The 13,678-nt window shown below is 55.8% G+C and carries 15 protein-coding genes; 14 read left to right on the top strand and 1 reads right to left on the bottom strand.

The genetic code is table 11. From position 1 onward, the window contains the following. The first annotated feature begins 39 nt into the window (after positions 1 to 39). The 14 genes from VGJ94_15050 (at position 40) to VGJ94_15115 (ending at position 12,941) form a co-directional block, all read left to right on the top strand. The gene (locus VGJ94_15050) at positions 40 to 699 is read left to right on the top strand and encodes a corrinoid protein (protein HEY3277934.1); all 660 of its coding nucleotides are present in this window, start codon (positions 40 to 42) and stop codon (positions 697 to 699) included. Then, positions 696 to 1,760, top strand: a complete 1,065-nt coding sequence (locus tag VGJ94_15055) for a uroporphyrinogen decarboxylase family protein (GenBank protein ID HEY3277935.1) — start codon at positions 696 to 698, stop codon at positions 1,758 to 1,760. Before VGJ94_15050 ends, VGJ94_15055 begins: the two co-directional genes overlap by 4 nt. Continuing rightward, complete coding sequence (locus VGJ94_15060) at positions 1,738 to 2,799, top strand: MtaA/CmuA family methyltransferase (GenBank protein HEY3277936.1); 1,062 nt, start codon at positions 1,738 to 1,740, stop codon at positions 2,797 to 2,799. Before VGJ94_15055 ends, VGJ94_15060 begins: the two co-directional genes overlap by 23 nt. Next, entirely contained in the window at positions 2,786 to 4,411 is a 1,626-nt protein-coding gene (locus VGJ94_15065; GenBank protein HEY3277937.1) for an ASKHA domain-containing protein, read from the top strand. Before VGJ94_15060 ends, VGJ94_15065 begins: the two co-directional genes overlap by 14 nt. Then, complete coding sequence (locus tag VGJ94_15070; GenBank protein ID HEY3277938.1) at positions 4,408 to 5,094, top strand: DUF1847 domain-containing protein; 687 nt, start codon at positions 4,408 to 4,410, stop codon at positions 5,092 to 5,094. Before VGJ94_15065 ends, VGJ94_15070 begins: the two co-directional genes overlap by 4 nt. 3 nt (positions 5,095 to 5,097) lie before the next feature. Then, positions 5,098 to 6,120, top strand: a complete 1,023-nt coding sequence (locus tag VGJ94_15075) for an ABC transporter substrate-binding protein (protein ID HEY3277939.1) — start codon at positions 5,098 to 5,100, stop codon at positions 6,118 to 6,120. Between the two features lie 10 nt (positions 6,121 to 6,130). Beyond that, on the top strand, positions 6,131 to 7,189 hold the full coding sequence (locus VGJ94_15080) for an ABC transporter permease subunit (GenBank protein ID HEY3277940.1): 1,059 nt from the start codon (positions 6,131 to 6,133) through the stop codon (positions 7,187 to 7,189). A gap of 12 nt (positions 7,190 to 7,201) precedes the next feature. After that, positions 7,202 to 8,131, top strand: coding sequence for a cysteine synthase A (gene cysK, locus VGJ94_15085; protein ID HEY3277941.1), 930 nt, complete (start codon positions 7,202 to 7,204; stop codon positions 8,129 to 8,131). Positions 8,132 to 8,140: 9 nt separating this feature from the next. Beyond that, on the top strand, positions 8,141 to 8,956 hold the full coding sequence (locus tag VGJ94_15090) for an ABC transporter ATP-binding protein (GenBank protein HEY3277942.1): 816 nt from the start codon (positions 8,141 to 8,143) through the stop codon (positions 8,954 to 8,956). 12 nt (positions 8,957 to 8,968) lie between these two features. Continuing rightward, the gene (locus tag VGJ94_15095; GenBank protein ID HEY3277943.1) at positions 8,969 to 9,160 is read left to right on the top strand and encodes a tautomerase family protein; all 192 of its coding nucleotides are present in this window, start codon (positions 8,969 to 8,971) and stop codon (positions 9,158 to 9,160) included. Between the two features lie 108 nt (positions 9,161 to 9,268). Continuing rightward, entirely contained in the window at positions 9,269 to 10,261 is a 993-nt protein-coding gene (locus VGJ94_15100; GenBank protein HEY3277944.1) for a hypothetical protein, read from the top strand. A gap of 16 nt (positions 10,262 to 10,277) precedes the next feature. Further along, complete coding sequence (gene bioB / locus VGJ94_15105) at positions 10,278 to 11,258, top strand: biotin synthase BioB (protein HEY3277945.1); 981 nt, start codon at positions 10,278 to 10,280, stop codon at positions 11,256 to 11,258. Positions 11,259 to 11,451: 193 nt separating this feature from the next. Continuing rightward, a complete protein-coding gene (locus tag VGJ94_15110) occupies positions 11,452 to 11,574 on the top strand; it encodes a hypothetical protein (protein ID HEY3277946.1) in 123 nt (40 codons plus the stop codon). After that, positions 11,571 to 12,941, top strand: a complete 1,371-nt coding sequence (locus tag VGJ94_15115; GenBank protein ID HEY3277947.1) for an efflux RND transporter periplasmic adaptor subunit — start codon at positions 11,571 to 11,573, stop codon at positions 12,939 to 12,941. The genes VGJ94_15110 and VGJ94_15115 overlap by 4 nt, the downstream gene beginning before the upstream one ends. Before the next feature lie 127 nt (positions 12,942 to 13,068). Here VGJ94_15115 and VGJ94_15120 read toward each other — a convergent pair whose 3' ends face one another. Next, positions 13,069 to 13,536 carry a hypothetical protein gene (locus VGJ94_15120; GenBank protein HEY3277948.1) on the bottom strand — a complete coding sequence of 156 codons (468 nt, stop codon included), beginning with the start codon at positions 13,534 to 13,536 and terminating at the stop codon, positions 13,069 to 13,071. Positions 13,537 to 13,678 lie beyond the last annotated feature (142 nt).

The following is a 13,678-nucleotide window of genomic DNA, read 5'->3' on the forward strand; positions in this document are numbered from 1 at the left end:
TCGACTTACTATAGTAATTAGAGAACGGAGGGCAGGCGTATGGCGGAGTTGAAAGAACAGGTGATCAGGGATTTATCGGACGGTGTGGTGGAAATGGACGAGGAGAAGGTTATTGACGCATCAAATTTGGTCGTGACGAACGGCTTAGACGCGTACGTAGCAATAGAACAAGGCCTTTCCCATGGAATGGAGCGGGCAGGACAGCTTTTCGAGGAGGAAGAATATTTTGTTCCCGAGCTCCTCATATGCTCCGACGCTATGTATGCCGGTCTCGAAGTTCTCACCCCTCACATCAAGGCAGCGGAAGGTGTTGAGAAGAGAAGAATAGTGCTCGGGGTTATCGAGGGAGATACCCATGACATCGGCAAGAATCTCGTCAAAATTATGTTGGAGACGTCGGGCTTCGAGATTATAGACCTGGGGAGGGATGTGCCTGCCTCGAGATTCGTGGAAAAGGCCAAAGAGGTGGATGCCGATGTGATCGCTATCTCCACCCTCATGACCACCACCATGTCCGGAATGGCCGAAGTGATCCATTCCCTCACGGAAGAAGGTATACGGGACCGCTTTAAGGTGATCGTCGGCGGCGGGCCCATTTCCAAGGGTTTTGCGGAGCGGATCGGCGCGGACGGCTATGCGGTCAATGCCTCTTCGGCAGTGAAGCTCGTGAGACAGATCACGGATGGCAATAACCAATGAACGATAAGGAAATGACCCCCTTGGAAAGGCTTCGCTCATATGGGAGCGGCGCGTCGATAGACCGTCTCCCCTGCGTCCCCATCGTGGGAAACACGGCTGCCCGCGTGATAGGCGTCAGGGTGTCCGATCTTCGCAACAACGCCGCCCTCCTCGCGAAGGCCCATATAGAGACCTACCGGTTATTCCGGTACGACGGCATCCGGATTTTCACCGATCTTTACGTGCAGGCAGAAGCCATGGGCGCGCAAGTGTACGTTCCTGCAGACGAGACGGCGTACCTTCAGGAACCGGCAATCGAGGACGTCCGGCAGATCCCGGATCTTAAACGCGCCGATCCTTATCGCGACGGCTCCATGCCTGCCCACCTCGAAGCAATGAGGATAGCAGTCGATGAAGTAGGCGATGAAGTGCCGGTAACCGGCGCTCTCACGGGCCCCTTTACCAATGCCTCCTTTCTTATCGGCACCGTAAAACTGGCGAGGCTCATTTACAAGGACCCCGATGCGGCGCATCGTCTGTGCGAGCTGTCCCTTGCCACCGGTCTCGTGTATGCGAAGGCTATGATAGATCTCGGGGGTACACCGAGCCTTACGGACGCCATGTCTTCATCGACGGTGATAAGCCCCCGCCAGTTTCGGGAGTTTTCCTATCCCTACCTGAAGCGGCTCATCGACTACATCCACGGAAGGGGCCGGTCCGTGACCCTCCACATTTGCGGCAAGACGAACGCCTTATGGCAGCTCATGGTGGATGCCGGCGCCGATTGCCTGAGCATCGACAACGAGGCGGACCTCTTCGACGCGAAGCTGAAGGTCGGCGGCCGGGCGCGGCTCATGGGAAACGTGAGGCCATCGGAGGTAATGCTCGAGGGCACGCCCTCCGACGTGAGAGCGGCGGTAATCAAATGCGTGCGCGCCGCCCATGACAACCCGAAAGGATACATCGTGGCCTCGGGATGCAGTCTTCCCACGGAGACCCCTTTTGCGAACATAAAGGCCATGGTCGATACGGTCCGTGAGATAGGATACCCGGTAAACCATGGATTATTGGAGAGAGGATAAGAGAATGGCGCAGCTCACGGAAAAAGAACGGCTATTGACGGTGTTGGAGAGAAAGGCGGTCGACCGTCCCCCTGCCATATGCCCGGGAGGGATGATGAACGCCGCGGTAGTGGAGATAATGAGGAAGACGGGCCATGTTCTTCCGGAAGCACACTTCGATGGAAAACTGATGGCCGAGCTTGCATTCGATGTACATAAAGAGACCGGTTTCGAGAACTTCGGCCTGCCCTTCTGCATGACCGTGGAGGCGGAGGTATGGGGAAGCGACATAGAATTCGGCAGTATTTCGTGCGAACCGAAGATAAGGAAGGAGCATTTCCGGTCCGTCTCCGACGTGAGAGAGAAGAGCGTAGACGAACTCCTCTCTTCGAGAAGAGTAGGCGCGGTCCTCGACGCCATCGGAAGGCTTTCGAGGGAGCATCCCTACATCCCGGTCACCGGCACCCTTACCGGCCCCGTGAGTCTCGCGGCGTCCATCGTCGACCCCATGACCTTCTATCGGGAGCTGAGAAAGAATCGCGAAGATGCCCACAAGGCGCTTTCTTACGCAAGCGAATTCCTTGCCGCTTTTGCCGCCGCAATGATAGAGGCCGGAGCCGATGTCATCGCGATCGCCGATCCCAGCGCCACAGGAGAGATATTGGGTCCCCGCCTATTTGAAGAGTACGCCCTGCCCTATCTCAACCGCGTGATCGACACAGTTCACGCCCTTAAGGTACCCGTCATCCTTCATATTTGCGGCGACCTGAAGCCTGTAAAGCGGCTCATCCCGGCGCTCGGGGCCGATGCGATAAGCACGGATGCGGTGGTCAATCTCAAGAACCTCAAAGACGAGTTTCCCGGTCTTACCACCATGGGCAACGTGAGCACCTATCTGCTCGAATTCGGCGAACCCCACAGTGTGGCAAGAAAGACCGGGCAGCTGATATTGGACGGGGTCGACATCATATCTCCCGCCTGCGGCCTCAGCACATCCACCCCTCTCGACCGCATAAGGGCGATCACTAAGACCGTAAAGGAGCACAATGGCACGCGTTAAATTTCTCCCCAATGATGTCACCATCGATGTCAACGAACAGGTCACGATCCTCGACGCAGCCCGGCTCGCCGGTGTGAGAATAGAATCACCCTGCAACGGGACAGGCAAGTGCGGAAAATGCAGAGTGACCCTCGACGACGGGGAAACCCCTGTGCTTGCGTGCACAACCGTGGTCAGGGACGGTGTCTCCGTTCATGTCGTTGAGGAGGATAACCGCTCACTTGAGATCCTGAGCCACGCGAACCACGTGGAGACATCGGTCGACCCCTATATCCGGAAGATCTTCGTCGCAACGGAGGGGAGGACGCTCGTCTATGGAGGAGCCTATCTCCTCGGGTCTGAAAAAGGAGATGGGGTGGACAAGAATTATGGCGTGGTCGTCGATATCGGAACCACCACCCTTGTCGCCTCGCTCGTAGACCTGACTGGCGGACATGAGTTGGGCACTGCCTCCTCGCTCAACCCCCAGGCGATCCATGCCCAGGATGTGCTTTCCCGGATCACGTTTTGCGCGGAGCCCGAAGGGATGGATATTATGTTCGGGGAGTTCGCGAAAGAGGTGAACCGCCTGGTGGGCGAAGTCTCCACACGAGCGGGAATCGACAGGGAGAACATTTACGAGGCGGTATACAGCGGGAACACGTGCATGCTTCATCTCGCCACGGGCACAAACCCCCGCTCCCTGGGCAGGTATCCCTACACCCCGGCGCTTACTGGCGGACAGGTACTTTCCGCGGAAGAGATGGGGCTTCGCATTTCGAAATACGGCCTCGTCTATCTTCCCCCCGTCATCTCCGGGTTTGTAGGGGCCGATATCACCTCAGGGATACTCGCCACGAGACTCCATGAAAGAAAGGGGAAGACCCTCTTTGTGGATATCGGCACCAACGGGGAGATGGTATTAAGCGTGGACGGCACACTCGTCGCCTCATCCACTGCAGCAGGGCCCGCCTTCGAGGGCATGAATATCACTTTCGGTATGAGGGCCGAGCGGGGTGCGGTGGAGGAGTTCAGCGTGACCGAAAGGGGCGTCTCCCTAAAGACCATAGGGAATGCAGCGGTGCGGGGCATATGCGGGAGCGGTCTTCTCGACATAGTGGGAGAGCTCGTGGCCCACAGGGTGATCGACGACAAAGGGAAACTCGTCGACCCGGCGAACGGTATATATCCCTTTCTCAAGGACCGCCTCGGCAGGGAGAACGACAAGCCGGTCTTCTATCTTTCTCCGGGCGTATACCTGTCCCAGAAGGACGTGCGCCAGGTCCAACTGGCAAAGGGGGCCGTCAGGACAGGGATCGAGTTTCTGCTCCGCCATGGGGGAATCACTGCTCGCGACGTGGACGAAGTACTTATCGCGGGTTCTTTCGGATATCACCTGCGGGAAGAGAGCCTCATCTCTACGGGCCTCTTGCCCGCCGAGTTCAGAGGAAAGGTGGAGTTCGTGGGCAACACGTCCAAATCGGGGGGACACGTGTTTCTCGTCAATAAAGAGGCAAGAGAAGAGATTACGACCCTTGTCAAAGGGATTAACGTCTTGGAGCTTGCAAATTATCCGGACTTCGACAAGGTCTTTGTCAAGTCCCTGGGATTTCATCAGGAGGAATGGGCGTGAAGAGAGAAAAGAAGAAAGAGAAAGAGCCGTTCAGCTGCTCGTCCTGCGGTCTCCTCAACTGCTACCGGAGAGACAAGAGCTTCCCCCGGGCGTGTCTTACCACTGCCTTGAAGGCGGGGGACATGGAAGAGGTCCTTACGCTCTATAAGGAGGAGGGGCAGGATTCGCAAATCGCACGGGCTGCTGCCGAAATAGAAGGGACATACTTCGGCAAGCTCACGAGGGTTGAAGAGATCATCGAATTCGCACGGCGTATGGGGGCGCGAAAGATCGGTATCGCCAGCTGCGTCGGCCTGATGAACGAAACGAGGATCTTCGCCCAGGTGCTCGAGAAAAAGGGGCTCAAAAGCTACACGGTGATTTGCAAGGTCGCGTCCATCGATAAGACGGAGATCGGGATTCCCGAAAGCCTTAAGGTGGAGCCCGGCTGCCACGAATCGCTCTGCAATCCTATACTCCAGGCAAAACTGCTCAATAAGGAAAAGACGGACCTCAACGTGATCGTCGGGCTATGCGTGGGACATGACTCCCTTTTTGTAAAGTATTCGAAAGCCCTGGTCACGACCCTCATCACCAAGGACCGCGTTTTGGGTCACAACCCCGCGGCAGGGCTCTATACGAGCGGGTTTTACTATAAGAGACTCCTCACGGAGGAGCCGTTCGCACCACACAAGGAGGATTGATCGATGAAAAGATTATTTGCCTATGCAGTATTCGCCATTTTCCTGGCCCTCTCGGCCACGCCGGGCCACGCGGCACGGGACCTCAAGAGATTCAATGTCGGCTACCTTGCATCCACGGGCCATGCCATGTACTTCGTCGCAAAAGAGAAAGGTTACTTTGAGGCTGAGGGTCTCGATGTCCAGCTCTTTCTTTTTACCAATTCCGGAGAAGGCATGAACGCCGTTGCCGCAGGCAAGCTCGATGCAGGCTCTTTCGGCACGGCCCCGCCATTGGTTCATATCACTAAGGGGGCTGATCTCACGATCTTCGGCGGTCAAATGTCGGAAGGCCACGGAATCGTGGCAAAGCCCGACAAGGCGGATCTATTCAGGGATTTGAAGAATTACAGGGGTAAAACCATTGCCACCGTTCGGCTCTCCACTGGAGATGTCATCTTCAAGGGAGGTCTCCACCGGGCCGGTCTCGATTGGAAGAAGGATTTGACCGTCAAAGAACTTGATTCTCCCGGTGCAGTACTGGAAGCAGTGAAGAAAGGGAGCGTCGATGCCGGCGTTGTATGGCCCCCCTTTCTCACCCTTGCCGAGCAGCAGGGACTCAAGGTGGCCCGTCGCTCGGGCGAAGTGCTCCCCGGCCACACGTGCTGCCGCCAGGTCGCCCTCACCTCTAAACTGAAGGCAAGTGAGGCCGACTACGTGAAGTTCGTGCGGGCTTTGATACGGGCCCATGCATTCTACAAGGCCTATCCCGATGAGACGATCGAGATTACGGGCAAGTACGTGAAGATCGACAAGTCCATACTCAAGAGAGACCTCTATAACGGGAACCTCTATCTCAGCCCCGACCCGGAAAAGGCAGGCGTGCTCGCTTTCTGGGAGTACATGAACAGGGCGGGTTATATCACTTCTACGGAAAAAGTGGAGACCCACATCACCACGGAAATCTTCCGAAAAGCCCTCGAGGGACTTATAAAAGAGTACCCCAATGAGAGGGACTACAAGGCCCTGAAGGCGAGTTTCCGGATTTAGGAGAGACCGGATGAATGGAACAGCAGCCCCGGGACAGGAATTTTGGGGATCGAAGGCCCGGCCTTTCGGTCAGGCAGGAGCCGCTCGGAAAATTGCGGCAAAACCAGAGGGAAGGGAGAAGACGATGAAGAAGACTATACCGGGAAAACTCGCATCCATACCCAACTTCCTCTTTCTTGCCTTCTGCCTCCTTCAGTTTTTGCCCACCAAAAGGCCCGGCGAGGCGACAATCTATCTTCAGATATTCCTTGCCCTCGTGGAAACAGCGTATCTTTTCCATTATTTCCTGAGAAAGGAGACGGCGAATGTCCAAACCTCCGGCGATCTTATCACTATCTTCTATGTGGCCATCTTTCTATGGGAGCTTTTTACCACAAGGCTCGATTTCCTGGACAAATTGCTTTTCCCTTCACCCGAATTCATCCTTGCCCTGCTTGTCAAAGAGATCCCGGCCTTTCTTACCGGCCTGGTGAGTTCTCTCCAGATCCTGATCGCGGGGTACGGAGCGGGAGCGCTTCTGGGGATAAGCCTTGGCCTCTTCGCAGGATGGATCGCGAGGCTTCGAAGAGCGGCAATACCTCTTACCCGGGCACTGGGGCCCATTCCTCCGACAGTCTATATCCCTTATGCGATCGTACTCCTTCCCAGTTTCAAGCTTTCCTCCATCTTCATCATCTTCGTGGGCGCCTTCTGGCCCATCTTTATCAACACGATGAACGGGGTGCTGAGCATAGAAGGGAGGATCATCGAATCTGCGAAGGTATTGAACCTCGATCAAAAGACCATGCTTTTAAAGGTAGTCCTGCCCGGAACCCTTCCTAATATCATGACCGGGGCAACCATCGGGCTGGCTATGTCATTTATTCTCCTCACTGCGGCCGAGATGATCGGGGCCACGTCGGGCCTCGGATGGTACGTGAAGTATTTTTCGGATTTCGCCGATTATCCCCGGGTCATTGTGGGGATTATCTATGCAGGCATCGTGGTGACCGCCATCATGTATGCCTTCGATAAACTGGAGAGACGGCTCCTTCGATGGAGACGCCTCGACGCACATCACATTAAATAAGGAGAATGGATCATGTCAAGAATTGCAAAGAATCTCACGGATCTTATCGGAAGGACCCCGCTTCTGCGCCTCAACAAGGTGACGGAAGGGATCGATGCGGAGATAGTGGGAAAGATCGAATCCTTTAATCCTGCGGGGAGCGTCAAGGACCGCATCGGCTACGCCATGATCAAGGACGGCGAAGACAGAGGGCTCATCACGAAAAGAACGGTGCTCATAGAGCCCACCTCAGGCAATACGGGCATTGCCCTCGCATTTGTGGCTGCGGCCAAAGGGTACCGGCTGATCCTCACCATGCCCGATACGATGAGCATCGAGCGGAGAAACCTGCTCAAGGCCTACGGCGCAGAGCTGATCTTAACGCCCGGCGCGGAGGGCATGAAAGGGGCGATCCTGAAGGCGGAAGAACTCTCCCGGACGATACCCGATTCTTTTGTGCCCCAGCAGTTCAAGAACCCGGCAAACCCCGCGATCCATCGCGCCACCACGGCGGAGGAGATATGGGAGGATACGGACGGCAAGGTGGATATTCTCATATCCGGCGTAGGCACAGGCGGCACGATCACGGGCGTGGCGGAGGTAATCAAGCCGCGGAAACCAGGCTTCAAAGCCATCGCGGTGGAGCCCTTCGATTCTCCCGTCCTCTCGGGAGGGAGTCCGGCGCCCCACAAAATCCAGGGGATCGGGGCAGGCTTTGTCCCCGACGTACTCAACCTCAAGCTCGTCGATGAGATTATCAAGGTGAAAAATGACGAAGCCCTGGATACGGCCCGGAGGCTTGCAAAGGAAGAGGGGCTTCTCGTAGGCATCTCATCCGGGGCGGCTGCCTTTGCGGCCATTCAGGTTGCCAGACGACCCGAGAACAGGGGCAAGCTCATTGTCGCCATACTTCCGGACACGGGTGAGCGCTATTTGAGCACGATCCTCTTTCAACAGCAATAAGGTGGGTTTATGGCAAAAATAGTGTTGGACGGGGTCAGGTTTTCCTACGGCAGTCAGGAGGTCCTCCGGGACGTCGCCCTCTGTGTGGATCAAGGGGATTTCCTTTGTATCGTAGGCCCCTCGGGAGCGGGGAAAAGCTCCCTCCTCAGGCTTATCGCGGGGCTGGCGACACCCTCCTCGGGAAGCATCACGATTGACGGCAAATACATCACGGGGGCGGGTCTTGACAGGGGCGTCGTCTTTCAGGACTACACCCTCTTCCCCTGGATGACGGCGGGAGAAAACATCCTCCTCGCCCTAAAGCAGGCCTACCCCGCAAAGGAGACCCGGGAGCTCAAGGGACTGGGTCAGGACTTTCTCGAGCTGGTAGGTCTTCCGGAAGTGTACGATAGATTTCCGGGCGAGCTCTCGGGCGGCATGAGGCAACGGGTTGCCATTGCGCGGGTCTTCGCCGCCGACCCGCCCATACTCCTCATGGATGAGCCCTTCGGCGCCCTTGACGCGGTAACGCGGATAAAACTGCAGGACCTCCTCATCAACCTGTGGCAGCGAGAGAAGGGCCAGTCCAAAACGGTGGTTTTCGTCACCCACGACGTGGAAGAGGCCCTCATCCTCGCAAACAGGATCGCCGTCGTCGGGATCAATCCCGGCGTTATCAAAGAGGTGTGCGAGGTCACGCTGCCGAGGCCGAGGATTCGTCAGAGCCTCTTCAGCAATCGGGATTTCCTTGCCTTGAGAGGCCACCTGGTGGAAGTCCTTCATGACGAGATATTGAACCAGGTCTCCCGGGACCAGGTGGCGTTCCCCGGGGGAGATAAAATTTGAAGGAGGATTAAAATGCCCTATATCAGCATCAGGTTGGTAGGAAAGCTCACCGTCGAGCAAAAGGAGACCATCGCAAAGGAATTTGCCGACGCCCTTCTCAGGATTGCAGGAAAGGCGAAGGACAAAACCAATATTGTGTTTGATGAAGTCGATCCATTCAATTGGGCCGAGGGCGACCGTCTCCTGGGAAATGGGAGACCCTGAGAATGGCCGGTCTTCTAAGCCCCCTCCGGGGTCTTCCCCCACGTTATACTATAGTACTACGATAGTCTTAGTTGACAATATCGCGCAGAACTGGTATATAAGCGGCAGATGAATCGAAAAGCCATATCACTCCTCTCCGGGGGACTCGACAGCATCCTCGCCACCCAGTTGGTCAAAGAGCAGGGAATCGAGGTCATAGCTCTTCACTTCACATCCCCTTTCTGCACGTGCACCAAGGGGGACAAAGGCTGCGGACTCCAGGCGGTGAGGACTGCCCGGGAGCTTGACGTGGAAGTCCAGGTGAGGCTCAAGGGCATGGACTACCTGGGGATCGTCCGGTCTCCCCGTCACGGGTACGGAAGGGCCATGAACCCCTGTATCGACTGCCGCATATTCATGCTCAGGGAAGCCCGAAAAGTAATGGAAGAGACGGGTGCGAGCTTTGTCGTCACCGGCGAAGTTCTGGGCCAAAGGCCAATGTCCCAGCGCAGAAATACTATCGACCTCATAGAAAAGGAGAGCGGCCTCGAAGGGCTTATCCTGCGGCCTCTCTCGGCGAAGCACTTCCCGCCCACCATGCCCGAGATCGAAGGTATCGTTGACCGTGAAAAGCTCTATGACATCGCGGGCCGGGGCAGAAAGACCCAATACGAGCTGGTGGACGCCAGGAGCCTCAAAGAATTCAGTTGCCCGGGCGGGGGATGTCTCCTGACGGAACCCGGTTTCGTGGGCAAATTGAAGGACCTTTTTTCTCACGAAGACGCTTTTACCATGAAGGACGTGGGCCTTCTCAAAATAGGAAGACATTTCAGGCTGAAGAGGGGGCTGAAATTGATCCTCGGGAGGAACGAGGGAGAGAACGAGCGCCTCGCCGCGGCCCATATGGTTCCCCACATACTCCTAACCCCCGTGGGTTTTAAAGGACCGACAGGGCTCCTAATGGGAGCAGCCTCAAATGAGGATCTGGTAAGGGCAGGAAATATCATGGCATTCTATGGGAAGACCGACTCCTTCCCCATCACAATCGAATCGAAGAGAAGCTCCGGGGAAATCCTGCTGATAGAGAAGGTAAGAGTCGAATTGGACACAATCACAATTTAATCAGGGAAGGTTTCATATGGATAACAGGATAGACATCCTTAAAAGACAAGCCATCGAGTCGAAGAACATCGGTCCCCTTGAGGCGTCCGTACTTTGCGAGACCGGCACTGCCCGCCCCTTCTATCTTATGGCTGCCGCCTCGGAAATCAGGGAGCACTTCAAAGGCAGACGGATCAACCTGTGCGGTATCGTGAATGCCAAATCAGGACTATGCACCGAGAACTGCAGGTTCTGCGCCCAATCGGCCCATTACTCCACGGATGCCCCGGAATATCCTTTCGTAGGCAAGGAACTGATCCTCGATCGTGCGCGCATGGCAAAAGAGCAAGGCGCCCACATGTTCGGCATTATCACCAGCGGCACGAGGATTAATGATAACGTCGAATGGGACCAAATCTATGACGCCATATCGGGGATAGCCGCACTCGGCCTCAAGCCCTGCGTCTCGCTTGGAATGCTCGATAAAGAACGTGCCCGGGCCCTTAAGGAAGCGGGGCTCTACCGGTACCACCACAACCTCGAGACTGCCCGAAGCTTCTTCGACAACATCTGCACTTCCCATGAATATGAAGAAGATGTAGATACGGTGATTATCGCGCAGGAGGCGGGGCTCTCCACGTGCTCCGGAGGCATCATCGGCATGGGCGAAAGCATAGCCCAGAGAATAGAGCTCGCCCTGACCTTGAGAGACTTAGGCGTTGATTCCGTGCCATTCAACATCCTCAATCCGAGGGCCGGCACTCCGCTCGCGAATACGCCGCAGGTAAGCCCCATGGAGCTTCTTATCACCCTCGCGGTCTACCGATTCATTCTCCCCGACAAAGATATCAAGCTTTGCGGAGGAAAGGAGCACAACCTCAGGCAATTGCTCCCTCTGGGGATCGTGGCAGGATGCAATTCCCTCATGACGGGTGATTATCTCACCACAGCGGGAAGAGATCCTGCCCTCGATATCGAGATGGTGAAAGATCTGGGACTCGAGCCTTTGCCGGAATAAGAGGGCACACTACTAACCCACGGGCCTCCTCGCCCGTAGCCCGTCCGAAAAAACCTCATCCACACCTCGATCTTCTTTGCCGCTTTGCCGCTTCGCGTTCGCCTGCAGCCTTTCGGCATCACCCCTTCAAAACCGCGGCCTCACGCCTTATGTTCAGTTATTCATGCGAATAAGTAAAGATCGAGCAAAAGGAGTGGAATGGTATGAAAAGCTCCCCGTGGCAAGGACGGATAAGGTGGAAATTTCCGTGGCCGATGGGTCGGAAGAACCGGTAGCTACCGCGGCCCCGGATATGGCAGGGGGAGAAGTAAAATGAACCGCAAGAATCTGATTCTCATCGGGTTGGTAGTAGTTGCGGCAGCTATCGCTTTTTTTTACATGAAGCCCTGGCTAAGGACAGGCGCTCCGGGAAAAGCGCCCACGGGTGGGGTTGTAGCCCAACCCTCGCAACCCGCAACCAATATGCCGGGGGTGACACCGGAGAAACCGGGGATGGAGGAAATCCCCGTGAAACAGCCGCCTGCCGCGGAGCCTCCGACCATTGAAATACCTCCCGAGAAACAGCAGCTCATTGGGGTTCGGATCACCCGGGCGTCGGTCCAGCCCCTTGAGAAGAGTATCCGAACTGTAGGGAAGATCGAATATGACGAGAGGAGGCTCACCACGATAAACACCAAGGTGGAAGGCTGGATCGAGAAGCTCTACGTCAATTTCACCGGCGTACATATCACGAAAGGGCAAAGGCTCGCGGATATTTATAGCCCCGAGCTTTGGGCAACTCAGCAGGAATTTATAAATCTGGTACGGTGGGCGAAGAGCGCCGAGAGGAAAGCCCTCGGGACCTCCGGCTCCGGAACGGACATGGACCTGGCGGCATTGCTGAGAAAGGACGCGGAAACGACCCTCGATGCGGCCCGGCAACGACTCAGGTTGTGGGACATATCGGAGGAGCAGATAAAAAAGATCGAGGAGAGCGAAAAACCTGTGCGCACCCTTGCCGTCTATAGCCCCGTAGGCGGATACGTGCTGCAGAAATATGTCGTCCAGGGAATGAAGGTCATGGGAGGCGAAAAGCTCTTCGATGTATCCGACCTGTCAAGCGTCTGGGTTGTCGCCGATCTTTACGAGTACGAGCTCCCCCTGGTCCGGGTGGGCGAGACGGCGCGGATACGGCTCAGCTATTTTCCCGGGAAGGATTTCCTCTCCCGCATTGAATTCATGGCGCCCACCCTATCGTCCGAAACGAGGACCGTGAAGGTGCGATTCACCATACCCAACTCCGACGGGAGGTTAAGGCCCCAGATGTTCACCGACGTAGAGATCAGGATACGCCTCGGGAACAGGCTCGCAGTACCCGATGAGGCGGTAATCGACACGGGTCTGCGTCAAATCGTATATGTGGACAAAGGAGAGGGGGTCTTCGAGCCCCGCCAGGTTACCACCGGGATAAGGGCTGAAAAGCTGATCGAGATAGTCTCTGGCCTCGAGGCAGGGGAAAGGATCGCGTCGTCCGCTAATTTCCTCATCGATTCGGAAGCGAAGCTCAAAGGCGTAGAAGCCGCGGGATTGCAGAAAAAAGGAGTCCCCGTCCCTGTTCCCGTGCCAGCTCCGTCCCCGACTCCCGCTCCACCCCCTCTTCCCGCCCCCGTCGTCCCCGCTCCGCCTGGAATGCATAGACATTAGAGAGGCAGTCTCTAGTCGATAGTCGTTAGTCTCTAGTTAAAGACGGCAGAGCACCCCGGTCAGTTGTGCTGGTTCACTCAACCCGCTTCTTGAGGATTTGCTTCAACTAGCGACTAGAGATTAGAGACTATTTATTCTCGTCTTCTTTGGAGCCGATCTCCACGAGCTTTTTTGTCATAATTACCAGTCCTATCTGCTGCGTCCATTCCGAGACGAGATTGCTTATTACCGTGCCCCATTTGCTTTCAGGATTTACCTTTAAATAGAGGGCCAACCATCCTATTCCCGTTAAAACTAAGACGATCGTGAGGGAATGCTCGTAGAGGAATTTGGCCGCCTGCTTCTTCGGCAACCGACGGGGCTGACGGCTCTCTCTTGAGCCTTTTTCATAAAACCATTTCGTGGCAAATACCGATATGAGCAGTCCCACCCAATCGGCAATCGCATTGCCGTAGAAGGATCCGGGATGGGATTTCGGATCGGAATAAACATAGAGAATCACCCAGAGCGCAAGAATAGCCCCCGCCATAATGGTGAGTGAATGGCGCTTCCACAAGGTTTTGACCTGCTTTTGTCTATCCTGTTTTCCTCCCATAACTGCTCCCGGATCATCTTAAACTCCTTGCCATTACATAATGCAGCAAGGGAGCCTTGACAATGAAGGGGTTCTCTCCCTTTCTTTCATCTAGACTTGTCACGCCGCCGTTTCTCTGCTGTCTTTCATTATCGACTATCGA

The organism is Syntrophorhabdaceae bacterium (assembly GCA_036504895.1).
Taxonomy (GTDB): domain Bacteria; phylum Desulfobacterota; class Syntrophorhabdia; order Syntrophorhabdales; family Syntrophorhabdaceae; genus PNOM01.

Coding starts and splice junctions, on each gene's coding strand:
- VGJ94_15050 (HEY3277934.1), top strand. CDS start 40: ATGGCGGAGTTGAAAGAACAGGTGATCAGGGATTTATCGGACGGTGTG.
- VGJ94_15055 (HEY3277935.1), top strand. CDS start 696: ATGAACGATAAGGAAATGACCCCCTTGGAAAGGCTTCGCTCATATGGG.
- VGJ94_15060 (HEY3277936.1), top strand. CDS start 1,738: ATGGATTATTGGAGAGAGGATAAGAGAATGGCGCAGCTCACGGAAAAA.
- VGJ94_15065 (HEY3277937.1), top strand. CDS start 2,786: ATGGCACGCGTTAAATTTCTCCCCAATGATGTCACCATCGATGTCAAC.
- VGJ94_15075 (HEY3277939.1), top strand. CDS start 5,098: ATGAAAAGATTATTTGCCTATGCAGTATTCGCCATTTTCCTGGCCCTC.
- VGJ94_15080 (HEY3277940.1), top strand. CDS start 6,131: ATGAATGGAACAGCAGCCCCGGGACAGGAATTTTGGGGATCGAAGGCC.
- cysK (HEY3277941.1), top strand. CDS start 7,202: ATGTCAAGAATTGCAAAGAATCTCACGGATCTTATCGGAAGGACCCCG.
- VGJ94_15090 (HEY3277942.1), top strand. CDS start 8,141: ATGGCAAAAATAGTGTTGGACGGGGTCAGGTTTTCCTACGGCAGTCAG.
- VGJ94_15095 (HEY3277943.1), top strand. CDS start 8,969: ATGCCCTATATCAGCATCAGGTTGGTAGGAAAGCTCACCGTCGAGCAA.
- VGJ94_15100 (HEY3277944.1), top strand. CDS start 9,269: ATGAATCGAAAAGCCATATCACTCCTCTCCGGGGGACTCGACAGCATC.
- bioB (HEY3277945.1), top strand. CDS start 10,278: ATGGATAACAGGATAGACATCCTTAAAAGACAAGCCATCGAGTCGAAG.
- VGJ94_15115 (HEY3277947.1), top strand. CDS start 11,571: ATGAACCGCAAGAATCTGATTCTCATCGGGTTGGTAGTAGTTGCGGCA.
- VGJ94_15120 (HEY3277948.1), bottom strand. CDS start 13,536: ATGGGAGGAAAACAGGATAGACAAAAGCAGGTCAAAACCTTGTGGAAG.